The following is a 22,581-nucleotide window of genomic DNA, read 5'->3' as shown; positions in this document are numbered from 1 at the left end:
ATACTATGCCACTTGCTTCCAGCACTCAAGAAGCCATTAACATGAACAAAAACCAAAATCACTTAAACTACATCTACCCGCTTCTTGTCCTGGTAACATCTGGCGCAGGCATAGCCACTATCATAAACAATCTTTCAGCAGGTGTTTATCCTATCCACCAAGACTCAATAGGCCTACCAATCGGCGCAATAATCCTTGTATGCCTGACGCTGGGAACAATGCACCTTCTACAACTACCCCACCGCATAAAAATGAAAAACGGCCACCCCGCAGGCGCTAGACTAAAAACACTTTCATTTATTTCAGGAGCAATATCCTTCCTCCTTCTAGCAGGCAGCATTGATTATTGGTACATGCCCGACCACATCATCATTGCACTATTTTACAGTTTCACCGCAATGGCCTATTTTGCTCTTCAAATACAATTATTGAAAAAACATCATCCGGCTTAAGCCGGAAAGATCGCAGCCTGCGGCAGCTACGCGCATCCTGTAGCTGGCGAAGCCTGCGATCTTTTGACGTGCTTAACGGCTCTGCGCGTTACGTACGGAAATCTGGTCATTCAACGTCCAGAAGTCATACAGCACCCCCAGAAAGAACAACCCGCCGGTCACCAGGTACAGCAGGCCCGTCAGCCACTTGCCTTGGTACATGCGGTGCAGACCGAACACGCCCAGGAAGGTCAGCAGGATCCAGGCAACGTTGTACTCGATAGGGCCGGCGGTAAAACGCAGGTCCGCTTCACGGTCCATGGCTGGGATCAGGAACAGGTCGATCAGCCAGCCAATGCCCAGCAACCCGAAGGTGAAAAACCAGATCGTACCGGTGACCGGTTTGCCGTAATAGAAGCGGTGAGAGCCGGTAAAACCGAAAATCCACAGCAGGTAACCGATCACCTTGCTGTGGGTGTCCTGGTGTGAAACATCCTGACGATAGGTGTTCATGGGTTCCCTCATTTGCCTCGATAGATAAATATTCTTGAATTCTTTGTGACTTTTTTACAGGCGACCGACGTGTGGCAAATGCTACCTCACCTCCCGTCAAAGCCTTGTAACACCTGACTTCTGTCCGACAATTGAGTCCATTTGCCGCTTCTTTGCTGCAGTTGACCCCCGGGTTGAATCGACCAACGGCCTCGGAAAGGACAAAAAAGCTGTTATAAAGTTGCGCGCTTACCTACATAGAGCCTTGCCTAATGCGTCCATTTTTCAAGACATGGCTAACCATTTGCCTATTAATGCCACTGGCCGCCCACGCCACCAATCGTGAGCAACGTCTTCCGAACGTTAATGGTTACACCCCAAAATCTCATGTTTCTGCCGTTACCAGCAAAAACAAACACCCGGTAAAAGGCCTGACTCATCTGAGCAAGGCCGACAGCAAACCGGTCCCGCCGATGGGGGCCAAACAAAGCAGCAATGTACTGAGCCGTGCGGTAAACGTGCTTGGCACTCCTTATCGTTGGGGCGGCAGCAGCCCAAGTAAAGGCTTCGATTGCAGCGGTCTGGTGAAATACGCCTTCAATGGCGTGGGTGCAGCTGATCTGCCACGTACCTCGAATGCCATGGCTGCCGGTCACGGACAGAAAGTCGATCGCAAGGACTTGAAGCCGGGCGACCTGATTTTCTTCAACATCAAGAGCCGCAAGGTCAACCACGTCGCCATTTACCTGGGCAACGACCGCTTCATCCACGCACCGCGTCGTGGCAAGTCGGTGACCATCGACACCCTGAAGAAACCGTACTGGGAAAGCCATTACGTGGTTGCCAAGCGGGTTGAAACGAAAGAATCGAAAGCCCTGCGCCTCGCTCAGCGCTGATCCGAAGCAAGTTCATTGTGGTGAGGGGGCAAGCCCCCTCACCACAGACCTGCACTCCCCCCTCAGAAATTATCCGGTGACCGTGCCCTCTCCCGCGCATGCTCACGACTGATCAGGCCTTTGTTCACCAGATCCCTCAAGCTCATATCCAGCGTCTGCATCCCCAACGAACCCCCGGTCTGAATCGATGAGTACATCTGCGCAATCTTGTCTTCGCGGATCAGGTTACGGATCGCCGAGGTGCCAAGCATGATTTCGTGGGCCGCCACCCGGCCACCGCCGATTTTCTTGATCAGCGTTTGGGAAATCACCGCCTGCAACGACTCCGAGAGCATCGAGCGCACCATCGACTTCTCATCGCCTGGAAACACGTCTACCACCCGGTCAATGGTTTTCGCCGCCGAGTTGGTGTGCAGGGTGCCGAAAACCAGATGCCCGGTCTCTGCCGCCGTCAGCGCCAGGCGGATGGTTTCCAGATCGCGCATCTCCCCCACCAGGATCACGTCTGGGTCCTCGCGCAATGCCGAACGCAATGCCGTAGCGAAACTGCGCGTATCGCGGTGCACTTCACGCTGATTGATCAGGCATTTGCGTGATTCATGGAGGAATTCGATGGGGTCTTCGATGGTGAGGATATGGTGATGCCGGTGGTTATTCAGGTAATCGATCATCGCCGCCTGGGTGGTCGACTTACCGGAACCTGTCGGCCCGGTGACCAGCACCAGCCCGCGCGAGACCTCGGCAATACGGCGAAACACATTCCCCATCCCCAGATCTTCCATGCTCTGGATTTTCGAGGGGATGGTCCGGAACACCGCGCCCGGACCGCGGTACTGATTGAACGCATTGACCCGAAAACGCGCCACACCCGGCGCCTCGAAGGAAAAGTCGGTCTCCAGCGCCTGCTCGAACTCCACCCGCTGCTTGTCGTTCATGATCGCGTAGATCAACTCGCGCACCTGCTTGTCATCCAGCGCTGGCAGGTTGATCCGCCGCACATCGCCATCCACCCGGATCATCGGCGGCAGTCCCGCCGACAGGTGCAAGTCGGAAGCCCCTTGTTTGGCGCTGAACGCCAGCAGTTCAGTGATATCCATAGCACTCCCCAATTCCAGTAGAATGCCGCGAACCTCAGACTGCCGGCGGCAAGTATCCCGGCCTGAAAAGTCGCCGAGCGATGATCAGGCAAGGCAAAAGTCGAGGAAGAAGCGGAGTTGACGTTAGTCAATGAGCATTCTGAGTTGACTTTTAACGCAGCATGATCGAGCACAGGCACTTTTAAGGCGGGATTGAATGTCCACGATAGCAGACAACATTGCGCAGGTAGCTGCGCGTATCCGCGCAGCGGAGCAAGCCGCGCAACGTGCCGAGCACAGCGTCCGCCTGCTGGCCGTGAGCAAGACCAAGCCCAGCGATGCCGTGCGTGAAGCCTACGCCGCCGGTGTGCACGACTTTGGCGAGAACTATCTGCAGGAGGCCTTGGGCAAACAGCTCGAGTTGACCGACCTGCCCTTGATCTGGCACTTCATTGGCCCCATTCAATCGAACAAGACGCGTGCTATCGCCGAGAACTTCGCTTGGGTGCATTCCGTGGATCGCTTGAAAATCGCACAACGCCTGTCCGAACAGCGTCCGGCCGAGCTGCCGCCCTTGAACATCTGCATTCAGGTCAATGTCAGCGGTGAAGCGAGCAAATCCGGTTGCACCCCGGCCGACCTGCCGGCGCTGGCCAGCGCTATCAGTGCGTTGCCACGGTTGAAACTGCGCGGATTGATGGCAATTCCCGAGCCGACCGAAGATCGCGCCGCTCAGGATGCGGCCTTTGCGACCGTGCAAAAGCTACAAGCCAGCCTGAATCTGCCACTCGACACACTTTCCATGGGCATGAGCCACGACCTGGAGTCGGCCATTGCCATGGGCGCCACCTGGGTTCGTATCGGTACGGCCCTGTTTGGTGCCCGCGACTACGGTCAGCCGTAACGTGGCTGACTTACCTCTCTATAAGGACCTGACATGAGCAAGACACGAATTGCCTTTATCGGTGCCGGAAACATGGCCGCCAGCCTGATCGGCGGCCTGCGCGCCAAAGGTCTGGACGCTGCACAGATCCGCGCCAGCGACCCGGGTGCTGAAACCCGCGCACGGGTAACTGCCGAACACGGTATCGAAACGTTCGCCGACAACGCCGACGCCATTCAAGGCGCAGACGTGGTCGTACTGGCGGTCAAACCCCAGGCGATGAAAGCCGTGTGTGAAGCACTGCGCCCAAGCCTGGCGCCGAATCAACTGGTGGTGTCGATTGCCGCGGGGATCACCTGCGCCAGCATGAACAACTGGCTCGGCGCTCAGCCGATCGTGCGTTGCATGCCCAACACCCCGGCGCTGCTGCGTCAGGGCGTCAGCGGTTTGTACGCCACGGCCCAAGTGACTGCCGAACAGCGTCAGCAGGCCCAGGAACTGCTGTCAGCCGTTGGCATCGCCCTGTGGCTGAACGAAGAACAGCAACTGGACGCAGTCACCGCCGTTTCAGGCAGTGGCCCCGCGTATTTCTTCCTGCTGATCGAAGCCATGACTGCTGCGGGCGAGAAACTTGGCCTGCCACGGGACATCGCCGCCCAGCTGACCCTGCAAACCGCGCTGGGCGCCGCGCACATGGCCGTCGCCAGTGACGTCGACGCCGCCGAGTTGCGCCGTCGCGTGACCTCGCCAGCAGGCACCACCGAAGCTGCGATCAAGACTTTCCAGGCCGGTGGCTTTGAAGCCCTGGTCGAAAAAGCATTGGGTGCTGCCGCACACCGCTCTGCCGAGATGGCCGAGCAACTGGGTCGCTAATCAGCTCTTACAAAGGAATCCATAATGCTCGGACTCAATGACGCTGCCATTTTCATCATTAAAACCTTGGGCAGCCTGTACCTGCTGATCGTGCTGCTGCGTTTTATCCTGCAATTGGTTCGGGCGAACTTTTACAACCCGCTCTGCCAGTTCATCGTGAAAGCCACTCAACCGCTGCTCAAGCCTCTGCGCCGGGTAATCCCGAGCATGTTCGGGCTGGACATGTCGTCACTGGTACTGGCGCTGATCGTGCAGATGCTGCTGATAGCCGTCATCCTGCTGCTCAAAGGCTTCCTGGTCGACGTGCTGCTGTTGGTGCCTTGGGCGCTGATCGCCATCTTCTCGCTGTTTTTGAATATTCTGTTCTACGCGATGATCATCAGCGTGATTCTGTCCTGGGTCGCCCCGGGGAGCCACAATCCGGGCGCAGAACTGGTCGCTCAGATTACTGAACCGGTACTCGCCCCATTCCGCCGTATCGTGCCGAACCTGGGTGGCCTCGATATCTCGCCAATCTTTGCGTTTATCGTGATCCAGTTGCTGCAAAGCTGGCTGATCCCACGCCTTGCGTACTTTGCCCTCATGCCGCAGGGACTGCTCGGGCTCATCTGATGAGCTACTTTCGCTGGGACGGGGATGATCTGATCCTCGACTGTCACCTGCAACCGGCGGCCCGCAGCGATGATTTCTGCGGGCTGCATGGCGATCGGCTGAAGATCCGTCTGACCGCCCCGCCGGTCGAAGGCAAGGCCAATGCCTATCTGATTGCGTTTCTGGCCAAGGCGTTTGGCGTGTCCAAGAGCCAGGTGAGCCTGATCAGCGGTGAGCTGAACCGGCAGAAGCGGGTTCGGATCAGCTCGCCGAAGAAGCTGCCGGAGTTGCCGGGGTTGCTGCGTCCAGCAGGCTGACCGCGTCATCGTTCATCGCGAGCAAGCTTTGCTCCTACGGGTCACGGGCTGTATGCAAATCCGCGACCGACACAAACGCTGTAGGAGCAAGGCTTGCCCGCGATGGCAGCACCTCGGTAGAACTGAATGAAATCAGGCCCGGCCTTTGCTTGCCGCTGGGGGCCCTGCTCATTAGACTTACGCCTCATTTCAACGAGAGCAGGGTCGATGCCAACTGCCTTTCCCGCCGATTCTGTTGGTCTGGTGACGCCGCAAGTGGCGCACTTCAGCGAGCCCCTGGCCCTTGCCTGCGGCCGCTCATTGCCAGCCTATGACCTGATCTATGAAACCTACGGCACGCTGAACGCCACGGCGACTAACGCCGTGCTGATTTGTCATGCCTTGTCCGGTCACCATCACGCTGCCGGTTATCACAGTCCCGAAGACCGCAAACCCGGTTGGTGGGACAGCTGTATCGGCCCGGGCAAACCGATCGACACTAACAAGTTCTTCGTGGTCAGCCTGAACAACCTCGGCGGCTGCAACGGCTCCACCGGCCCGAGCAGCATCAACCCGGACACCGGCAAACCGTTCGGCGCCGACTTCCCGGTGCTGACCGTGGAAGACTGGGTTCACAGCCAGGCGCGTCTGGCGGACCGGATCGGCATCAACCAGTGGGCCGCCGTGATCGGCGGCAGCCTGGGCGGCATGCAGGCGATGCAGTGGAGCATCACTTACCCTGATCGCATCCGTCACTGCCTGGCCATTGCCTCGGCGCCGAAACTGTCGGCGCAGAACATCGCCTTCAACGAAGTGGCGCGCCAGGCGATCCTCACCGACCCGGATTTCCATGGCGGTTCGTTCCAGGAAGCGGGCGTGATCCCCAAGCGCGGGCTGATGCTGGCGCGGATGGTCGGGCACATCACCTACCTGTCGGACGATTCCATGGGCGAGAAATTCGGCCGTGGCCTGAAGAGCGAAAAGCTCAACTACGACTTCCACAGCGTCGAGTTCCAGGTCGAAAGCTACCTGCGTTATCAGGGCGAAGAGTTCTCCGGGCGTTTTGATGCCAACACCTACCTGCTGATGACCAAAGCGCTGGACTACTTCGATCCGGCAGCGAACTTCGACGATAACCTGGCGAAAACCTTCGCCGGTGCCAAGGCCAAGTTCTGCGTGATGTCCTTCACCACCGACTGGCGCTTCTCCCCGGCCCGCTCGCGGGAACTGGTCGATGCGTTGATGGCGGCCAAGAAAGACGTTTGCTACCTGGAGATCGATGCTCCGCAAGGCCACGACGCCTTCCTGATTCCGATCCCGCGCTACTTGCAGGCGTTTCGCAATTACATGAACCGAATTTCGCTTTGAGGAAGACATGAGAGCCGATCTGGAAATCATCCAGGAATGGATCCCCGCCGGCAGCCGCGTGCTCGACCTCGGCTGCGGTGACGGCGAGCTGCTGACTTGGCTGCGCGATAACAAGCAAGTGACGGGCTACGGGCTGGAAAACGATGCGGACAACATCGCCGAATGCGTGGCCAAGGGCATCAACGTCATCGAGCAGGACCTGGACAAGGGCCTGGGCAACTTTGCCAGCAACAGTTTCGACATCGTGGTGATGACCCAGGCCCTGCAAGCCGTGCATTACCCGGACAAGATCCTCGACGAAATGCTGCGGGTCGGTCGCCAGTGCATCATCACCTTCCCCAACTTCGGTCACTGGCGCTGCCGCTGGTACCTGGCGAGCAAGGGCCGGATGCCGGTTTCGGAGTTTTTGCCGTACACCTGGTACAACACGCCGAACATCCACTTCTGCACCTTTGCAGACTTTGAGGCGCTGTGCCACGAACGTGAAGCCAAGGTCATCGATCGACTTGCCGTCGATCAACAACACCGACACGGGTGGGCCAGTAAGCTATGGCCTAATCTATTAGGTGAGATTGGCATCTACCGCGTCAGCAGTCCTGGCCTGCAGGATCACCAGGTAGCGGTTTAACGAGGTTTTTCGAGGAGAGCGATCATGGGTCGTCTAGCCCTGTTTCTATTAACAGCCTGCCTGAGCGTCAGCGCCATGGCCGCCGAAGCCATCAAAGGCGAGCGCCAGGAAATTTTCGGTGACGTGACGGTGCACTACAACACCTTCAATTCCACCTACCTGACGCCGGACATCGCCAAAAACGCCCAACTGATCCGCAGCAAGAATCAGGGCGTGATCAATGTGTCGGTGATCAAGGCCGGCCAACCGCTGATCGCCAATGTGACAGGCACAGTGAAAGACCTGACCAGCCAAAGCGTCCCGCTGAAGTTCAAACAGATCACCGAAACAGGTGCGATCTACTACATCGCCCAGTTCCCGGTGGATCAGCAGGAAGTCCGCACCTTCGAGATCAAGGTGCAGACCGGCGACAAGATCAACACCATCAATTTCAACCAAGAGCTCTTCCCCGGCGAATGATCAATTTCACGCAACTCGTATTGGCCAGCCATAACGCCGGCAAACTCAAAGAACTCCAGGCCATGCTCGGCGACTCGGTGCACCTGCGCTCGATTGGCGAGTTCAGCAGCGTCGAGCCTGAAGAAACCGGCCTGTCGTTCGTCGAAAACGCCATCCTCAAGGCCCGCAATGCCTCGCGCATTTCCGGTCTGCCGGCACTGGCCGATGATTCGGGGCTGGCGGTGGACTTCCTCGGTGGTGCGCCGGGTATCTACTCGGCGCGCTATGCCGATGGCCAAGGCGACACGGCGAACAACGCCAAGCTGCTCGACGTGCTGAAAGGCGTCCCCGAAGCTGAACGCAGTGCGCAGTTTGTGTGCGTGCTGGCGCTGGTACGCCACGCCGATGATCCGCTGCCGATTCTCTGCGAAGGCCTGTGGCACGGGCGCATCCTGACCGAAGCCAGCGGTGAACACGGTTTTGGCTACGATCCGCTGTTCTGGGTGCCGGAGCGCGAGTGCTCCAGTGCAGAATTGAGCCCGGCCGAAAAAAACCAGCTCAGCCACCGCGCCCGTGCAATGGATTTGCTGCGCCAACGCCTGAGCCTGAAATGACCCATGACTCATCCGCGTCGCCGCTGATATACGGCGGCGCGCAATCGCCTCGGGTGGCCCTGCCCGTGCTGCCGCCCCTGGCGCTGTACATCCACATTCCGTGGTGCGTACGCAAATGCCCTTATTGCGACTTCAACTCCCACACCGCAAGCCCCGTGCTGCCGGAAGAGGAGTACGTGGACGCCCTGCTGGCTGACCTCGATCAAGACTTGCACGCGGTTTACGGCCGCGAACTGAGCTCGATCTTCTTCGGTGGCGGCACGCCGAGCCTGTTCAGCGCGCAAGCGTTGGGCCGTTTGCTCAAAGGTGTGGAACAGAGAATCCCGTTTGCCAGCGATATCGAAATCACCCTGGAAGCCAACCCCGGGACCTTCGAACAGGAAAAGTTCGTCGCTTACCGCGCCCTGGGCATCAATCGCCTGTCGATCGGCATCCAGAGCTTCCAGCAAGAGAAGCTCAAGGCCCTGGGCCGGATCCACAACGGCGATGAAGCGATTCGTGCGGCTGGCATGGCCCGACAGGCCGGGTTCGATAACTTCAACCTGGACCTGATGCACGGTTTGCCCGATCAGTCCCTGGACGATGCACTGGACGACCTGCGTCAGGCCATCGCGCTGAAACCGACTCATCTGTCCTGGTATCAGCTGACGCTGGAGCCGAACACAGTGTTCTGGAACCAGCCACCGACTCTGCCGGAAGACGACACCCTGTGGGATATTCAGGAAGCCGGTCAGGCGCTGTTGGCCGAACACGGTTACGCCCAATACGAAGTGTCGGCCTATGCCCAACCTGGTCGCCCGGCGCGGCATAACCTCAATTACTGGAGCTTCGGCGACTTCATCGGCATCGGCGCCGGGGCTCACGGCAAGCTCAGCCATCCGGACGGACGCATTGTCCGCACCTGGAAGACCCGCTTGCCGAAGGACTACCTCAACCCGGCAAAAAGCTTTCAGGCGGGTGAGAAAGCCCTGACCAATGAAGAGCTGCCGTTCGAGTTTCTGATGAATGCCCTGCGTCTGACCGAGGGTGTCGAGGCGCGCCTGTATCCGGAACGCACCGGACTGACACTGGAAAGCCTTGCACAAGGCCGCCGTGAGGCCGAACAAAGTGGCTTGTTGCAGGTCGAACCGTCACGTCTGGCGGCGACGATGCGCGGACAACTATTCCTCAATGACTTGCTGCAGAATTTTCTGACTTAAGGAAATCGAATGGATTTGGTACTCGATCTGCTTGCCACCGTGTCCCGCTGGAGCCGTAGCAACCTGTCGGAAATCGCCTTGGCGCTGGTGGGCTGCCTGCTGGTGCTGTTTGGCGCCGATATCAAAGGCTGGATCGATCAACGCCTGGGCAGCATCGCCGGCGCCTTGCGCGTCCCGTTGATGGCCCTGGTGTGCATGATCGGCAGCGGCGCCGCACTGCTCTACGCCACGCCGTGGATTGTTCGCGGCCTGAGCCAGTTCAACAACTACAGCCTGGCGCCGGTGTTGCTGGTGGTGCTGGTGTTGATCGGCGTCGTCGCCGACCGCCGCTGACATTGCGTCAAGCACCAATCCTGTAGGAGCAAGGCTTGCCCGCGATGAACGATGACGCGGTGTACCTGTTACACCGCGGCGTATCCATCGCGGGCAAGCCTTGCTCCTACGGAGGCGTAGGTCAATCAGGACAGCTTTTCGAACTTCAAATCCCACACGCCATGCCCAAGACGTTCGCCGCGGCGTTCGAACTTGGTGATCGGACGCTCGGCCGGGCGCGGCACGCACTTGCCGTCTTCGGCGAGGTTGCGATAGCCCGGCGCGACGTTCATCACTTCCAGCATGTATTCAGCATACGGCTCCCAGTCGGTGGCCATATGCAGCACACCGCCGACTTTCAACTTGCTGCGTACCAACTCCGCGAACGACGCCTGAACAATGCGACGCTTGTGGTGACGACTCTTGTGCCACGGGTCCGGGAAAAACAGCATCAGGCGATCGAGGCTGTTATCGGCCACGCAACGGTTGAGCACTTCGATCGCATCGCAATCGTAGACCCGCAGATTGGTCAGGCCTTGAGTCAGTACGCCATTGAGCAACGCGCCGACACCTGGACGGTGTACTTCAACGCCAATGAAATCCTGATCCGGCGAAGCCGCGGCCATTTCCAGCAGCGAATGGCCCATGCCAAAACCGATTTCCAGCGAGCGCGGTGCCGAGCGACCGAACACCTGGTCAAAGTCCACCGGCGCGTCGGCCAACGGCAGGACGAACAGCGGCGTGCCTTGGTCCAGGCCGCGCTGCTGGCCTTCAGTCATGCGCCCGGCGCGCATCACGAAACTCTTGATGCGGCGGTGTTGGCGCTCTTCGCCTGCTTCCGTCTGGATAGGCGTGTCGTTCGATTCAGTCATCAATGGCTCTTACTTGATCAGACCATCCAGCGGCGAGGAAGCGCTGGCATAGAGTTTTTTCGGCATGCGCCCGGCGAGGTACGCCAGACGACCTGCAACAATGGCGTGTTTCATCGCTTCAGCCATCATGATCGGCTGTTGCGCGTGGGCGATGGCCGAGTTCATCAGCACCGCTTCGCAACCCAGTTCCATGGCAATGGTCGCGTCGGATGCCGTACCGACACCAGCATCCACCAGCACCGGGATCTTGGCTTCTTCGAGGATGATCTGCAGGTTGTACGGGTTGCAGATCCCCAGGCCCGTGCCGATCAGACCGGCCAGTGGCATGACGGCGATGCAGCCGATTTCCGCCAGTTGACGGGCAATGATCGGGTCATCGCTGGTGTAGACCATCACGTCGAAACCTTCCTTGACCAGCACTTCGGCGGCCTTGAGGGTTTCGATCACGTTAGGGAACAGGGTTTTCTGGTCCGCCAACACTTCCAGCTTCACCAGGTTGTGGCCGCCGAGCAGTTCACGGGCCAGGCGGCAAGTGCGCACAGCCTCGGTAGCGTCGAAGCACCCGGCAGTGTTCGGCAGGAAGGTGTAGCGATCCGGCGACAGGACTTCGAGCAGGTTCGGTTCGCCCGGGTTCTGGCCGAGGTTGGTGCGGCGCACGGCGAAGGTGACGATCTCGGCACCCGAGGCTTCGATGGCCAGGCGGGTTTCTTCCATGTCACGGTACTTGCCGGTACCTACCAGCAAACGCGACTGGTAAGTACGACCGGCCAGGACGAAAGGCTTGTCGCTGCGAACGTTGCTCATCGGAAATCCTCTGTTGGGGTGAGGCTCTTGCAGAATGCGTGTGGGGCGCGGAAATCGCCTGTGGGCTACTAGCCGCCGCCGATGGCGTGAACGACTTCGACCGAATCGCCGTCGTTCAGCGTTGTTTCAGCATGCTGGCTGCGCGGGACGATATCCAGGTTGAGTTCAACCGCCACCCGGCGTCCGGTCAGCTCCAGACGGGTCAGCAGGGCCGCAACGGTTTCACCGTCGGGCAGTTCAAGGGATTCGCCGTTCAACTGAATGCGCATGCCGAATGCCGCCATCATTTTTAGGGGCCAGCATTCTAGCCCGATCAGTCAGGTCGACCCAAGCCATTCGTCTTGAAATGGACCCTTAAGTCAGCTCAAGCGCCAGGCGGCTATCCCAAGGCACAGCCAACCCACGAGGAACGCCAGTCCGCCGAACGGCGTCACGATGCCCAGCTTGCTGACACCGGTCAGGGTCAGCAGGTACAGGCTGCCGGAAAACAACAGGATGCCGATGGCAAATGATACGCCGGCCCAGATGATCAAACGCCCGGGAATCTGCGCGGCCAGCAGTGCTACGCCCAACAGCGCCAGGGTGTGCACCAGTTGGTAGGTGACGCCGGTGTGGAAAATCGCCAGGTATTCGGCACTCAGGCGGTCTTTCAGGCCATGAGCGGCAAACGCGCCCAGCCCCACGCCGGTGAAGCCGAAGAAAGCGGCCAGCATCAGAAAGCCACGCAGCATGAGGAACTCCAGTCAGAATCATCGGGCAGGGTCTGTATAATGGCCCGCTCGACGGGTTCGGCCAAGCCATCTCTATGCTGCGTTTATTGTTCCGACGTTTTACAAAAGCCCTGCTCTGGTTCGCCGGTGGCAGCGTGTTGCTGGTGCTGGTGTTTCGCGTCGTTCCGCCTCCGGGGACGGCGCTGATGGTCGAGCGCAAGATCGAATCCTGGGTGGATGGCGAGCCTATCGACGTGCAGCGCAACTGGCAGCCGTGGGAAAACATTTCCGATGACCTGAAGGTCGCGGTAATGGCTGGCGAAGACCAGAAATTCCCCGAGCACTGGGGTTTTGACTTCGGCGCGATTCAGGCTGCACTGGCGCACAACGAACTTGGCGGCTCGGTCCGCGGCGCCAGCACCTTGAGCCAGCAAGTGTCGAAGAACCTGTTCCTGTGGTCCGGTCGTAGCTGGCTGCGCAAAGGGCTGGAGGCCTGGTTTACCGGTCTGATCGAAGTGTTCTGGCCCAAACAGCGGATTCTTGAGGTGTACCTCAACAGCGTGGAATGGGATGACGGCGTGTTTGGCGCCGAAGCGGCTGCACGGCATCACTTTGGCGTGAGCGCCCGGTCGCTGAGCCGTCAGCAAGCCAGTTTGCTGGCCGCCGTACTGCCAAACCCGCGAGTCTGGAGCGCCGGCCATCCGAGCCCTTATGTATTGCGACGCGCAAGCTGGATTCGGCAGCAAATGAGCCAGTTGGGTGGCGACAGCTACCTGACCGGACTCAACGCTTCGCGCCGGGCACCGTGGAACCAGTAGTCGATCACGACATCCTGAACACTGAAGCCTCCCCCTGTGGGAGCGAGCCTGCTCGCGATGACGGCTGATCATTTAACATCGATATCGACTGATCCGACGCTTTCGCGAGCAGGCTCGCTCCCACAGGGGCCGGTGTAAGGCAGGAATATAGGGCACAAACAAAAACGCCCCGATCAATGATCGGGGCGTTTTTTATTGCGTTACCGCTTAAGCAGCAATCGACAGCTTGAGCTTGTTCATCGCGCTCTTTTCGAGCTGGCGAATACGCTCGGCCGACACGTTGTACTTCTGCGCCAGGTCGTGCAGCGTGGCTTTTTCTTCTGCCAGCCAGCGCTGGTAGAGGATGTCGCGGCTGCGGTCGTCCAGCACTTCCAGCGCTTCGTGCAGGTTGTGGGTGGAGTTGTCAGTCCAGTCGGCATCTTCCAGTTGACGGGCCGGGTCGTACCGGTGGTCTTCCAGATAGTTGGCCGGCGACTGGAAAGCGCTGTCGTCGTCCGCTTCGGCGGCCGGGTCGAAGGCCATGTCGTGGCCGGTCAGGCGGCTTTCCATCTCGCGAACTTCCCGCGGCTCTACGCCGAGGCTTTCAGCTACGCGATGGACTTCCTCGTTGTTCAGCCACGCCAGACGTTTTTTCTGGCTGCGCAGGTTGAAGAACAGTTTGCGCTGGGCCTTGGTCGTGGCGACCTTGACGATGCGCCAGTTGCGCAGGATGAATTCGTGTATTTCAGCCTTGATCCAGTGCACCGCAAAGGACACCAGACGCACGCCCATTTCCGGGTTGAAACGCTTGACCGCTTTCATCAGGCCAACGTTGCCTTCCTGAATCAGGTCAGCCTGGGCCAGGCCGTAGCCGGAATAGCTACGGGCAATATGTACAACAAAACGCAGGTGGGCGAGCACCATCTGCCGAGCCGCCCCCAAATCCTGCTCATAGTAGAGACTCTCGGCCAGTTCACGCTCCTGCTCCGGTGTCAGCAATGGAATGCTGTTCACCGTGTGCACATAAGCCTCCAGGTTCGCGCCTGGGACCAGAGCATACGCAGGTTGCAAAGAAGTGGTCATACGAAAAAACCTCCGACGCACATAACTCGTGCAGTTCAGCACTGCGAAAAATTGACCGGGGACCGAAGGACAAGTTCCCCTACACGCTGAAAGGTCATACAAACAATAAGACACTACTTCGGTGCGAGTTCTCTCAAATGACGCGCTACCGCAATCCAAGCACCGATATACCCCAACAGCACTGCACCTAGCAAGAGTGACAGACCATCGGCAACCGGCACCCCGGCCAACGCGAAATTACTGCCATACAAGCCGGCCAGCCCAACCACTGCGTCGTTCAGCCAATTCAGGCCAAACGCCAGAACACCCCAGGAAAGAATCCCCGCACCGAAGCCATATAGCGCGCCCATGTACAGAAAAGGCCTGCGCACATAGCTGTCAGTGCCGCCGACCAGTTTAATCACTTCTATCTCTGTGCGGCGGTTTTCAATATGAAGACGAATGGTATTGCCTATCACCAAAAGTAATGCAGAAACCAGCAACACGGTCAGGCCGAAGACAAACCGCTCGCCCAGTTTGAGGATGGCCGCCAAACGCTCGACCCAGACTAGATCAAGTTGTGCCTGTTGTACCTTCGGCAATTCGGAAAGTTTTTGTCTTAATGCTTCAAGGGTCGCCTTGTCGACTTCCTTCGGAGTGACCAGCACCACACCAGGCAACGGATTCTGCGGCAGCTCCTTGAGCGCCTCGCCCAGACCGGACTGCTGCTGGAACTCTTCCAGCGCCTGTTCGCGGCTGATGTATTCGGCATCGGCTACACCCGGCATGCCTTTGATCTGTTCGCGCAGTTGCTCGCCTTCGTTGGCGCTGACATCGATCTGCAGGTACAGCGAGATCTGCGCCGCACGCTGCCAGGAGCCCCCCAGACGTTCGACGTTGTTCAGCAGCAACGACAGGCCCATCGGCAAACTCAGGGCAACCGCCATCACCAGACAGGTGAAGAAGCTGCCGATGGGCTGCTTGCCCAGACGCCGCAGGCTGTCCAGCAAACTGGCGCGGTGACTTTCGACCCAGGCGCGCAGCAAGGTGCCGAAATCCGGACCATCATCTTCGTCGCGCTTTTTCTTCTGTGGTTGCGGATCGGCGGCCTTCGGGGCCACGCGTTCGGAAACCTTCGGACTGCGTGTTGCACTCATACCCCGGCCTCCCCGTCGCCGATCAATCGGCCACGTTGCAAAGTCAGCATGCGATGACGCATGCGGGCGATCAGCGCCAAATCGTGACTGGCGATCAGCACGCTGGTGCCCAGACGATTGATGTCTTCGAAAACACCCATGATTTCTGCCGCCAGACGCGGGTCGAGGTTACCGGTCGGCTCGTCCGCCAGCAGCAAGGCCGGGCGATGGACGATGGCGCGGGCGATGCCGACGCGCTGTTGCTGACCGGTGGACAGATCGCCCGGATAGAGGTCGGTCTTGTCCGAGAGCGCCACGCGCTCCAGGGCCGAATCCACGCGCTTGGCGATTTCAGCCTTGGACAAGCCGAGAATCTGCAACGGCAAGGCGACGTTGTTGAACACCGTACGGTCGAACAGCAACTGGTGGTTCTGGAACACCACACCGATCTGCCGGCGCAGGTACGGGATCTGCGCGTTGCTGATGGTCGCCAGGTCCTGTCCGGCCAGCAGCAGTTTGCCGGTGGTCGGACGCTCCATCGCGAGCAACAGCCGCAGCAGGGTACTTTTACCGGCACCGGAGTGACCGGTGACAAACAAGAACTCGCCCCGACGGACTCGAAAGCTCAGCTCATGCAAGCCGACGTGACCGTTCGGATAGCGCTTACCGACCTGTTCGAAACGAATCATGAACGCTCCCGCTCGGCAAACAATGCCTGGACAAAGGGTTCTGCTTCAAAGGTACGCAAGTCATCGATGCCTTCACCGACACCGATGTAGCGAATCGGCAGACCAAACTGCTTGGCCAGGGCGAAAATCACCCCGCCCTTGGCCGTGCCATCGAGTTTGGTCAGGGCCAGGCCGGTCAGTTCGACCGTCTGGTTGAATTGCTTGGCCTGGTTGATGGCGTTCTGGCCAGTACCGGCGTCGAGCACCAGCAGCACCTCATGCGGCGCATCGGCGTCGAGTTTGCTGATCACCCGGCGAACCTTTTTCAGTTCTTCCATCAGGTTGTCTTTGGTGTGCAGGCGACCGGCGGTATCGGCGATCAACACGTCAATCCCACGGGCCTTGGCGGCCTGTACCGCATCGAAGATAACCGAAGCCGAGTCGGCGCCGGTGTGCTGAGCGATCACCGGGATCTTGTTGCGCTCGCCCCAGACCTGCAATTGCTCGACCGCCGCGGCACGGAAGGTATCACCGGCCGCGAGCATGACTTTCTTGCCTTCAAGTTGCAGCTTCTTCGCCAACTTACCAATGGTGGTGGTTTTGCCAGCGCCGTTGACGCCGACCACCAGAATCACGAACGGCTTGTTTTGCGAGGTGATTTTCAGCGGTTGCTCGACAGGCTTGAGCATGCTGGCAAGCTCGACCTGCAAGGATTTGTACAACGCATCGGCGTCGGCCAACTGCTTGCGCGCGACCTTCTGGGTCAGGCTCTGGATGATCACCGATGTAGCTTCGACGCCAACGTCAGCGGTCAGCAGGCGGGTTTCGATGTCTTCGAGCAGTTCGTCATCGATGATCTTCTTGCCGAGGAACAGGCTGGCCATGCCCTCGCCGATGCTGGCGCTGGTTTTTGACAGGCCTTGCTTGAGGCGGGCAAAGAAGCCGGCTTTGGTTTCTTCGGTGCGAGCCGGTTCGACTGCAACCGGTGCTGGCGGCGTTACCGGTGCCGCGACAACGGGTGCCGGCGCTGGGGCAGGCACAGGTTCTGGTGCCACAAATGCAGCAATCACCGGCTGAGGCAGATCAGGCTCATCAACCATCAGCTGTTCAGCCGTCGGATCGATGACCGGGACCGGCTCGACCACCAGCAGTTCTACCGCTTGCTGGACCACTGTCGGCGCTGGAATCGGTGGCGTGACATGCGGCGCCAGCTCGTTTTCGACCAGGGCCACCGGCTCTTCCGCCACCGGCAACGTCAACCACGGTTTGTGTACGACTTCTGGCGCGCGCGGAACTTCAGCGACTGGCGCAGGCGCTGGCTCGACAACCGGCTGCACTATCGGCTCGGCTGTCGGCAATGCGGCGGCGGCCGGCGCTTGCGCAACGGGCGCAGCTTCTATGACCGGCTCAGGCGCAACCTCAGGACGTGGCTGTGGCTGTTCGACGGCGGGTTCCTGCGGCTTTTTGCGCAGCCATCCGAACAGGCTTTTCTTCTCGCCAGCCGCAGCTGGGGTCTTCTTGTCGTCGTTGGAACCAAACATGGAGGACGGCTATCTCACGGTAGCGACGCGCCAATGGCGCCTCGGCAAATAAATATTCGATGCAGAACAGACTGCGTTTCACCCAGCTTGTTCACGCGCAACATTTTGTCGAAGTGCTCAACAGCACCTCAAGGATCGATTTCACGAAGGACTGAACTGGCAAAATCGGCGAAAAAGCGGAGTTTAGCTGATAAACAGAGGCTTTCCGCCGTGAACCCATACAACCTGATCAAGCACAAATGCCTGATAGGCGTGGCCGCCAGCAAAACGGACCGTTATCCTAGCACCCTCTCGCCCGCCGACGCTAAGACCAAGCGGGCAGCCCAACAGGTTTAAAAACGAATGAATGCTCTAGCCCGCCGCGCTGCAGGCCTGCTGCTCAGCACAGTTTGTCTGCCCCTTTCAGCTTTGGCTTCCGCCCCCCAACCGACCCACGAATTCACCCTCGACAACGGTCTCAAGGTCGTTGTGCGCGAGGATCATCGGGCACCCGTGGTGGTTTCCCAGATCTGGTACAAGGTTGGCTCCAGCTACGAAACCCCGGGCCAGACCGGTTTGTCCCACGCCCTGGAACACATGATGTTCAAGGGCAGCGAGAAAGTCGGCCCCGGCGAAGCGTCGTTGATCCTGCGCGACCTCGGCGCCGAAGAGAACGCCTTCACCAGTGACGACTACACCGCGTATTACCAGGTGCTGGCCCGTGATCGCCTGGGCGTGGCCTTTGAACTGGAAGCCGACCGCATGGCCAACCTGCGCCTGCCGGCCGACGAGTTCAGCCGCGAGATCGAAGTGATCAAGGAAGAGCGCCGCATGCGCACCGACGACAAGCCGATGGCCAAGGCTTACGAGCGCTTCAAGGCCATGGCCTACCCGGCCAGCGGCTACCACACGCCGACCATCGGCTGGATGGCCGACCTGGACCGCATGAAGGTCGAAGAACTGCGCCACTGGTACAAATCCTGGTACGTGCCGAACAACGCCACGCTGGTAGTGGTCGGTGACGTAACGTCGGACGAAGTCAAAGCCCTGGCTCAACGCTACTTCGGGCCGATCCCGAAGCGCGACGTGCCGCCAGCGAAAATCCCACTGGAACTGGCCGAGCCCGGCGAGCGCCAGATCACCCTGCATGTACAGACGCAATTGCCGAGCTTGATGCTGGCCTTCAACGTGCCAAGCATTGCCACCGCGCAAGACAAACGCTCGGTCAATGCCCTGCGGTTGATCGCGGCGTTGCTTGATGGCGGCTACAGCGCACGCATCTCGGCACAACTGGAGCGCGGCGAAGAACTGGTCTCCGGTGGTTCATCGAGCTACGACGCCTACACCCGCGGTGACAGCCTGTTTACCTTGTCGGCATCACCGAACACCCAGAAACACAAAACCATGGCCCAGGTCGAAGCCGGCCTGTGGAAACTGCTCGACCAACTGAAAACCACCGCGCCATCGGCTGATGAAGTTGAACGCGTACGCGCGCAAGTGATCGCCGGCCTGGTCTACCAGCGTGACTCGATCACCAGCCAGGCCACTGCCATTGGTCAGCTGGAAACCGTCGGTCTGTCATGGAAGTTGATGGACACCGAACTCGCCGAGCTGCAAAGCGTGACCCCGCAAGATATCCAGAACGCTGCCCGCACCTATTTCACTCGCGAACGTCTCAGCGTTGCGCATGTACTGCCACTGCCCGAGGAGACCGCTCATGAGTGAGAGTAAAAAACCACGCCTGGTCCTGATCGGCCTGGTACTCGTCGCACTGCTCGCTTCGCTCGGCTTTTACTTCAGCCGTTCGACCGATACCCATGCCAGCGAAGCCCTCGAGCAGGCCAAGGCCAGCAAAAAGCTGCAATCACTGGCCGAACTCGACGGTAAAGCGCCGAGCCACCGCTCGCTGGACGTGCAAACCTGGAAAACCGCCGAAGGCTCCAAGGTGCTGTTCGTCGCAGCCCCGGAGCTGCCGATGTTCGACATGCGCCTGATCTTCGCCGCCGGCAGCAGCCAGGACGGTGATACGCCAGGGCTGGCCGTACTGACCAATGCCATGCTCAACGAAGGCATCGCCGGCAAAGATGTCGGCAAGATCGCTGAAGGTTTCGAAAGCCTGGGCGCCGACTTCGGCAACGGCGCTTACAAGGACATGGCCGTCGCCTCGTTGCGCAGCCTGAGTGCTGTGGATAAACGCGAACCTGCGCTGAAGCTGTTCGCTGAAGTGGTCGGCAAACCGACGTTCCCGACCGACTCACTGGCGCGGATCAAGAACCAGTTGCTCGCCGGCTTCGAATACCAGAAACAGAACCCCGGCAAACTGGCGAACCTGGAGCTGATGAAGCGCCTGTATGGCAGCCACCCTTACGCGCACTCAAGCGACGGCAACGCGCAAAGTGTCCCACCGATTACCGTGGCGCAACTGCGGGCCTTCCACGAGAAAGCCTATGCAGCGGGCAACGTGGTGATTGCACTGGTGGGCGACTTGTCACGCAGCGAAGCCGAAGCGATTGCCGCACAGGTTTCTGCTGCACTGCCAAAAGGCCCGGCACTGGCGAAAATCGAGCAACCGGTTGAACCGAAAGCCAGCATCGGTCACATCGAGTTTCCGTCCAAGCAAACCAACCTGATGCTCGCGCAACTGGGCATCGACCGTGGCGATCCGGACTATGCAGCTATCTCCTTGGGCAACCAGATCCTCGGCGGCGGCGGCTTCGGCACCCGGCTGATGAGTGAAGTACGTGAAAAACGCGGCCTGACCTATGGCGTTTACTCCGGTTTCACACCGATGCAGGTCCGTGGCCCGTTCATGATCAACCTGCAAACCCGCGCCGAAATGAGCGAAGGCACCCTCAAACTGGTGCAGGACGTGCTCGCCGACTACTTGAAAACCGGCCCGACCCAGAAAGAACTCGACGACGCCAAGCGTGAACTGGCCGGCAGCTTCCCGCTGTCCAATGCCAGCAATGCCGATATCGTCGGCCAACTGGGTGCCATGGGCTTCTATGACTTGCCGCTGAGTTACCTTGAAGACTTCATGCGGCAGTCGCAAAGCCTGACCGTCGAGCAGGTCACCGCGGCAATGAACAAACACCTGAGCACGGACAAAATGGTCATCGTTTCTGCTGGCCCGACCGTACCGCAAAAGCCGTTACCGGCCCCCACTGACAAACCATCCGAGCAACCGCTCGGGGTTCCGGAGCATTAATGGCCAGTCCATCGCGTCCCAAGAAACCTGTTCATAACGTGCATAACGGCGTGAACCAATTGCGCATCATCGGCGGCGAATGGCGCAGCCGGCGCCTGAGCTTCCCGGACGCTCCGGGCCTGCGCCCGACGCCCGACCGCGTGCGTGAAACCCTGTTCAACTGGCTCGCACCATATGTGGCCGGGGCCAAAGTGCTCGACCCGTTTGCCGGCAGCGGCGCGCTGTTTCTTGAAGCGCTGTCCCGAGGCGCCGCCATGGGCCAGGCGCTGGACGCCAGCAGCCTGGCGGTTTCCAGCCTGAAGGAACATTTGGGAACGCTGCGTTGCACCGTCGGCCAGGTGCAAACCGCCGATGCCTTGCGCTACCTGGAAACCCAGCCAGCGATCGCCTACGACCTGGTGTTCCTCGACCCGCCGTTCAACCAGAACCTGTTGCCCGCCGTTTGCACGCTGCTTGAAGAACGCCAATGGCTCGCCGACAACGCGTGGATCTACACTGAAAGTGAAACCGCGCCATCGACCCTCGGTCTGCCAGGGGGGTGGCGCCTGCACCGGGAGCAAAAGTCCGGGCGGGTCTACTATGCGCTGTGGCACCGTATGGCAGAGATTGCCGGTTAATCCACCGGCCTGAACAAGGTACGTGCCGGGATCAACAACCCCAGGCACGCACCGCTGCATCGAGAACTACCGTGCCTACACCGCCTGATCGTTTCACCCCCGCCTTCGGCCTTGGCAACCCGCATCTGCAAACCTTGTGGGGACCGCTGTGGCGCAAAACCACTCATCTGGATCGACAACGCGAACGTCTGTGGCTCGACGACGGCGACTTCCTCGACCTCGACTGGCACGGGCCGCACAGCGCCGATGCACCCTTGGTGCTGGTGTTGCACGGCTTGACCGGTTCTTCGAACTCGCCCTATGTCGCCGGCCTGCAAAAAGCCCTGTTCGCCCGGGGTTGGGCCAGCGTGGCGCTGAACTGGCGCGGCTGTTCGGGCGAGCCGAATCTGTTGCCGCGCAGCTATCACTCCGGCGCCAGCGAAGACCTTGCGGCGGCGATCAACCATCTGCGAGCCACCCGCCCGTCGGCGCCGCTGTACGCGGTCGGCTATTCGCTGGGCGGCAATGTGCTGCTCAAGCACCTGGGGGAAACCGGCAGTGGCAGTCAGTTGCAGGCCGCGGTGGCGGTCTCGGTACCCTTTCGCCTGGATCAATGCGCCGACCGCATCGGCCAGGGACTCTCGAGGATCTATCAAGCGCACTTCATGCGCGAAATGCTCGCCTACATCAAGACCAAGCAACAGAAGTTTCTGCACGACGGCCACCACGAGGGCCTGGAGACCCTGGCCAGACTCGGGTCACTGGAGAACCTGCGCACTTTCTGGGATTTCGATGGCCGGGTAACTGCGCCACTGAACGGCTTCAAGGACGCACATGACTATTATCGCCGAGCCTCCAGCCGTTATTTTCTCGGTGAGATCCGCACGCCGACCCTGATCATTCAAGCGGCCGACGATCCTTTCGTATTTCTCCACAGCTTGCCGCACGCCAGCGAGTTATCGGACTCCACGCAGTTCGAGTTGCAGGCCAAGGGCGGGCATGTCGGCTTTGTCGACGGCACATTCCGCAACCCCGGCTACTACCTGGAACGACGCATCCCGCACTGGCTGACCAACACAGGCCGCGAGTAAGGTCATGGAGGCCACCCAAT

27 protein-coding genes are annotated in these 22,581 nt (G+C 59.7%); 17 read left to right on the top strand and 10 right to left on the bottom strand.

The window, feature by feature from the left end; genetic code table 11:
- The first annotated feature begins 41 nt into the window (after positions 1-41).
- Positions 42-452 carry a hypothetical protein gene (locus tag HK44_RS24280; protein WP_019694077.1) on the top strand — a complete coding sequence of 137 codons (411 nt, stop codon included), beginning with the start codon at positions 42-44 and terminating at the stop codon, positions 450-452.
- A gap of 72 nt (positions 453-524) precedes the next feature.
- Here the strand turns inward: HK44_RS24280 and HK44_RS24275 are convergent, their stop codons facing one another.
- Positions 525-944, bottom strand: coding sequence for an NINE protein (locus HK44_RS24275; protein WP_019694078.1), 420 nt, complete (start codon positions 942-944; stop codon positions 525-527).
- A 251-nt stretch (positions 945-1,195) separates the two neighbouring features.
- On the opposite strand from HK44_RS24275, the gene HK44_RS24270 reads away from it, so the two are divergent.
- Positions 1,196-1,819: a C40 family peptidase gene (locus HK44_RS24270; RefSeq protein WP_019694079.1), complete on the top strand. Its 624-nt coding sequence runs from the start codon at positions 1,196-1,198 to the stop codon at positions 1,817-1,819.
- A gap of 62 nt (positions 1,820-1,881) precedes the next feature.
- On the opposite strand, the gene HK44_RS24265 is transcribed toward HK44_RS24270, so the two are convergent.
- Positions 1,882-2,916, bottom strand: a complete 1,035-nt coding sequence (locus tag HK44_RS24265; protein WP_019694080.1) for a type IV pilus twitching motility protein PilT — start codon at positions 2,914-2,916, stop codon at positions 1,882-1,884.
- Between the two features lie 196 nt (positions 2,917-3,112).
- Between HK44_RS24265 and HK44_RS24260 the strand changes: the two genes are divergently transcribed.
- The 10 genes from HK44_RS24260 (at position 3,113) to HK44_RS24215 (ending at position 10,118) form a co-directional block, all read left to right on the top strand.
- The gene (locus tag HK44_RS24260) at positions 3,113-3,799 is read left to right on the top strand and encodes a YggS family pyridoxal phosphate-dependent enzyme (RefSeq protein WP_019694081.1); all 687 of its coding nucleotides are present in this window, start codon (positions 3,113-3,115) and stop codon (positions 3,797-3,799) included.
- 33 nt (positions 3,800-3,832) lie between these two features.
- On the top strand, positions 3,833-4,651 hold the full coding sequence (gene proC / locus HK44_RS24255) for a pyrroline-5-carboxylate reductase (protein WP_019694082.1): 819 nt from the start codon (positions 3,833-3,835) through the stop codon (positions 4,649-4,651).
- 24 nt (positions 4,652-4,675) lie between these two features.
- Positions 4,676-5,263: a YggT family protein gene (locus HK44_RS24250; protein ID WP_019694083.1), complete on the top strand. Its 588-nt coding sequence runs from the start codon at positions 4,676-4,678 to the stop codon at positions 5,261-5,263.
- Positions 5,263-5,559 carry a DUF167 domain-containing protein gene (locus HK44_RS24245; RefSeq protein ID WP_019694084.1) on the top strand — a complete coding sequence of 99 codons (297 nt, stop codon included), beginning with the start codon at positions 5,263-5,265 and terminating at the stop codon, positions 5,557-5,559. The genes HK44_RS24250 and HK44_RS24245 overlap by 1 nt, the downstream gene beginning before the upstream one ends.
- Positions 5,560-5,766: 207 nt before the next feature.
- Positions 5,767-6,906 (top strand): homoserine O-succinyltransferase MetX, encoded by a 1,140-nt coding sequence (metX, locus tag HK44_RS24240; protein ID WP_019694085.1) that lies wholly within the window; start codon positions 5,767-5,769, stop codon positions 6,904-6,906.
- Positions 6,907-6,913: 7 nt separating this feature from the next.
- Positions 6,914-7,534, top strand: coding sequence for a methionine biosynthesis protein MetW (gene metW, locus HK44_RS24235; protein WP_019694086.1), 621 nt, complete (start codon positions 6,914-6,916; stop codon positions 7,532-7,534).
- Between the two features lie 24 nt (positions 7,535-7,558).
- On the top strand, positions 7,559-7,993 hold the full coding sequence (locus HK44_RS24230; protein WP_019694087.1) for a DUF4426 domain-containing protein: 435 nt from the start codon (positions 7,559-7,561) through the stop codon (positions 7,991-7,993).
- Positions 7,990-8,586: an RdgB/HAM1 family non-canonical purine NTP pyrophosphatase gene (gene rdgB / locus HK44_RS24225; RefSeq protein ID WP_019694088.1), complete on the top strand. Its 597-nt coding sequence runs from the start codon at positions 7,990-7,992 to the stop codon at positions 8,584-8,586. Before HK44_RS24230 ends, rdgB begins: the two co-directional genes overlap by 4 nt.
- Positions 8,583-9,785 (top strand): radical SAM family heme chaperone HemW, encoded by a 1,203-nt coding sequence (hemW, locus tag HK44_RS24220; RefSeq protein WP_019694089.1) that lies wholly within the window; start codon positions 8,583-8,585, stop codon positions 9,783-9,785. Before rdgB ends, hemW begins: the two co-directional genes overlap by 4 nt.
- A 9-nt stretch (positions 9,786-9,794) precedes the next feature.
- On the top strand, positions 9,795-10,118 hold the full coding sequence (locus HK44_RS24215; protein WP_019694090.1) for a DUF3392 domain-containing protein: 324 nt from the start codon (positions 9,795-9,797) through the stop codon (positions 10,116-10,118).
- A 125-nt stretch (positions 10,119-10,243) separates the two neighbouring features.
- On the opposite strand, the gene trmB is transcribed toward HK44_RS24215, so the two are convergent.
- The 4 genes from trmB to HK44_RS24195 all read right to left on the bottom strand — a co-directional run bounded on the left by trmB (position 10,244) and on the right by HK44_RS24195 (position 12,504).
- Positions 10,244-10,969 carry a tRNA (guanosine(46)-N7)-methyltransferase TrmB gene (gene trmB, locus HK44_RS24210; RefSeq protein ID WP_019694091.1) on the bottom strand — a complete coding sequence of 242 codons (726 nt, stop codon included), beginning with the start codon at positions 10,967-10,969 and terminating at the stop codon, positions 10,244-10,246.
- A 9-nt stretch (positions 10,970-10,978) separates the two neighbouring features.
- Entirely contained in the window at positions 10,979-11,773 is a 795-nt protein-coding gene (locus HK44_RS24205) for a thiazole synthase (protein ID WP_019694092.1), read from the bottom strand.
- A 68-nt stretch (positions 11,774-11,841) separates the two neighbouring features.
- On the bottom strand, positions 11,842-12,042 hold the full coding sequence (thiS, locus tag HK44_RS24200; protein WP_007897898.1) for a sulfur carrier protein ThiS: 201 nt from the start codon (positions 12,040-12,042) through the stop codon (positions 11,842-11,844).
- 90 nt (positions 12,043-12,132) lie between these two features.
- Positions 12,133-12,504 carry a DUF423 domain-containing protein gene (locus tag HK44_RS24195; RefSeq protein ID WP_019694093.1) on the bottom strand — a complete coding sequence of 124 codons (372 nt, stop codon included), beginning with the start codon at positions 12,502-12,504 and terminating at the stop codon, positions 12,133-12,135.
- Positions 12,505-12,578: 74 nt separating this feature from the next.
- Here HK44_RS24195 and mtgA point away from each other — a divergent pair, with 74 nt between their 5' ends.
- Positions 12,579-13,301, top strand: a complete 723-nt coding sequence (mtgA, locus tag HK44_RS24190; protein WP_019694094.1) for a monofunctional biosynthetic peptidoglycan transglycosylase — start codon at positions 12,579-12,581, stop codon at positions 13,299-13,301.
- Positions 13,302-13,508: 207 nt separating this feature from the next.
- Here the strand turns inward: mtgA and rpoH are convergent, their stop codons facing one another.
- From rpoH to ftsY, 4 genes are all read right to left on the bottom strand, one after another.
- Positions 13,509-14,363 (bottom strand): RNA polymerase sigma factor RpoH, encoded by an 855-nt coding sequence (gene rpoH / locus HK44_RS24185; protein WP_019694095.1) that lies wholly within the window; start codon positions 14,361-14,363, stop codon positions 13,509-13,511.
- A gap of 113 nt (positions 14,364-14,476) precedes the next feature.
- Entirely contained in the window at positions 14,477-15,499 is a 1,023-nt protein-coding gene (gene ftsX / locus HK44_RS24180) for a permease-like cell division protein FtsX (protein ID WP_019694096.1), read from the bottom strand.
- Positions 15,496-16,167, bottom strand: coding sequence for a cell division ATP-binding protein FtsE (gene ftsE, locus HK44_RS24175; protein WP_019694097.1), 672 nt, complete (start codon positions 16,165-16,167; stop codon positions 15,496-15,498). The genes ftsX and ftsE overlap by 4 nt, the downstream gene beginning before the upstream one ends.
- Entirely contained in the window at positions 16,164-17,687 is a 1,524-nt protein-coding gene (ftsY, locus tag HK44_RS24170) for a signal recognition particle-docking protein FtsY (protein ID WP_019694098.1), read from the bottom strand. Before ftsY ends, ftsE begins: the two co-directional genes overlap by 4 nt.
- Before the next feature lie 342 nt (positions 17,688-18,029).
- Here ftsY and HK44_RS24165 point away from each other — a divergent pair, with 342 nt between their 5' ends.
- The 4 genes from HK44_RS24165 (at position 18,030) to HK44_RS24150 (ending at position 22,561) form a co-directional block, all read left to right on the top strand.
- Positions 18,030-19,391 carry a M16 family metallopeptidase gene (locus tag HK44_RS24165; protein ID WP_019694099.1) on the top strand — a complete coding sequence of 454 codons (1,362 nt, stop codon included), beginning with the start codon at positions 18,030-18,032 and terminating at the stop codon, positions 19,389-19,391.
- Positions 19,384-20,874: a M16 family metallopeptidase gene (locus tag HK44_RS24160; RefSeq protein ID WP_019694100.1), complete on the top strand. Its 1,491-nt coding sequence runs from the start codon at positions 19,384-19,386 to the stop codon at positions 20,872-20,874. Before HK44_RS24165 ends, HK44_RS24160 begins: the two co-directional genes overlap by 8 nt.
- Positions 20,874-21,491, top strand: coding sequence for a 16S rRNA (guanine(966)-N(2))-methyltransferase RsmD (gene rsmD, locus HK44_RS24155; protein WP_019694101.1), 618 nt, complete (start codon positions 20,874-20,876; stop codon positions 21,489-21,491). Before HK44_RS24160 ends, rsmD begins: the two co-directional genes overlap by 1 nt.
- A gap of 71 nt (positions 21,492-21,562) precedes the next feature.
- On the top strand, positions 21,563-22,561 hold the full coding sequence (locus tag HK44_RS24150) for a hydrolase (RefSeq protein ID WP_019694102.1): 999 nt from the start codon (positions 21,563-21,565) through the stop codon (positions 22,559-22,561).
- Positions 22,562-22,581 lie beyond the last annotated feature (20 nt).

Origin of the sequence: Pseudomonas fluorescens HK44, from assembly GCF_000217955.3 — a bacterium.
Lineage (GTDB): Bacteria > Pseudomonadota > Gammaproteobacteria > Pseudomonadales > Pseudomonadaceae > Aquipseudomonas > Aquipseudomonas fluorescens_AQ.
This window is presented reverse-complemented; position numbering and strand designations above follow the sequence as displayed.

Excerpts from the sequence above, each read along its gene's own strand:
- HK44_RS24280 (WP_019694077.1), top strand. The coding sequence starts at position 42 with ATGAACAAAAACCAAAATCACTTAAACTACATCTACCCGCTTCTTGTC.
- HK44_RS24275 (WP_019694078.1), bottom strand. The coding sequence starts at position 944 with ATGAACACCTATCGTCAGGATGTTTCACACCAGGACACCCACAGCAAG.
- HK44_RS24270 (WP_019694079.1), top strand. The coding sequence starts at position 1,196 with ATGCGTCCATTTTTCAAGACATGGCTAACCATTTGCCTATTAATGCCA.
- HK44_RS24265 (WP_019694080.1), bottom strand. The coding sequence starts at position 2,916 with ATGGATATCACTGAACTGCTGGCGTTCAGCGCCAAACAAGGGGCTTCC.
- HK44_RS24260 (WP_019694081.1), top strand. The coding sequence starts at position 3,113 with ATGTCCACGATAGCAGACAACATTGCGCAGGTAGCTGCGCGTATCCGC.
- proC (WP_019694082.1), top strand. The coding sequence starts at position 3,833 with ATGAGCAAGACACGAATTGCCTTTATCGGTGCCGGAAACATGGCCGCC.
- HK44_RS24250 (WP_019694083.1), top strand. The coding sequence starts at position 4,676 with ATGCTCGGACTCAATGACGCTGCCATTTTCATCATTAAAACCTTGGGC.
- HK44_RS24245 (WP_019694084.1), top strand. The coding sequence starts at position 5,263 with ATGAGCTACTTTCGCTGGGACGGGGATGATCTGATCCTCGACTGTCAC.
- metX (WP_019694085.1), top strand. The coding sequence starts at position 5,767 with ATGCCAACTGCCTTTCCCGCCGATTCTGTTGGTCTGGTGACGCCGCAA.
- metW (WP_019694086.1), top strand. The coding sequence starts at position 6,914 with ATGAGAGCCGATCTGGAAATCATCCAGGAATGGATCCCCGCCGGCAGC.
- HK44_RS24230 (WP_019694087.1), top strand. The coding sequence starts at position 7,559 with ATGGGTCGTCTAGCCCTGTTTCTATTAACAGCCTGCCTGAGCGTCAGC.
- rdgB (WP_019694088.1), top strand. The coding sequence starts at position 7,990 with ATGATCAATTTCACGCAACTCGTATTGGCCAGCCATAACGCCGGCAAA.
- hemW (WP_019694089.1), top strand. The coding sequence starts at position 8,583 with ATGACCCATGACTCATCCGCGTCGCCGCTGATATACGGCGGCGCGCAA.
- HK44_RS24215 (WP_019694090.1), top strand. The coding sequence starts at position 9,795 with ATGGATTTGGTACTCGATCTGCTTGCCACCGTGTCCCGCTGGAGCCGT.
- trmB (WP_019694091.1), bottom strand. The coding sequence starts at position 10,969 with ATGACTGAATCGAACGACACGCCTATCCAGACGGAAGCAGGCGAAGAG.
- HK44_RS24205 (WP_019694092.1), bottom strand. The coding sequence starts at position 11,773 with ATGAGCAACGTTCGCAGCGACAAGCCTTTCGTCCTGGCCGGTCGTACT.
- thiS (WP_007897898.1), bottom strand. The coding sequence starts at position 12,042 with ATGCGCATTCAGTTGAACGGCGAATCCCTTGAACTGCCCGACGGTGAA.
- HK44_RS24195 (WP_019694093.1), bottom strand. The coding sequence starts at position 12,504 with ATGCTGCGTGGCTTTCTGATGCTGGCCGCTTTCTTCGGCTTCACCGGC.
- mtgA (WP_019694094.1), top strand. The coding sequence starts at position 12,579 with ATGCTGCGTTTATTGTTCCGACGTTTTACAAAAGCCCTGCTCTGGTTC.
- rpoH (WP_019694095.1), bottom strand. The coding sequence starts at position 14,363 with ATGACCACTTCTTTGCAACCTGCGTATGCTCTGGTCCCAGGCGCGAAC.
- ftsX (WP_019694096.1), bottom strand. The coding sequence starts at position 15,499 with ATGAGTGCAACACGCAGTCCGAAGGTTTCCGAACGCGTGGCCCCGAAG.
- ftsE (WP_019694097.1), bottom strand. The coding sequence starts at position 16,167 with ATGATTCGTTTCGAACAGGTCGGTAAGCGCTATCCGAACGGTCACGTC.
- ftsY (WP_019694098.1), bottom strand. The coding sequence starts at position 17,687 with ATGTTTGGTTCCAACGACGACAAGAAGACCCCAGCTGCGGCTGGCGAG.
- HK44_RS24165 (WP_019694099.1), top strand. The coding sequence starts at position 18,030 with ATGAATGCTCTAGCCCGCCGCGCTGCAGGCCTGCTGCTCAGCACAGTT.
- HK44_RS24160 (WP_019694100.1), top strand. The coding sequence starts at position 19,384 with ATGAGTGAGAGTAAAAAACCACGCCTGGTCCTGATCGGCCTGGTACTC.
- rsmD (WP_019694101.1), top strand. The coding sequence starts at position 20,874 with ATGGCCAGTCCATCGCGTCCCAAGAAACCTGTTCATAACGTGCATAAC.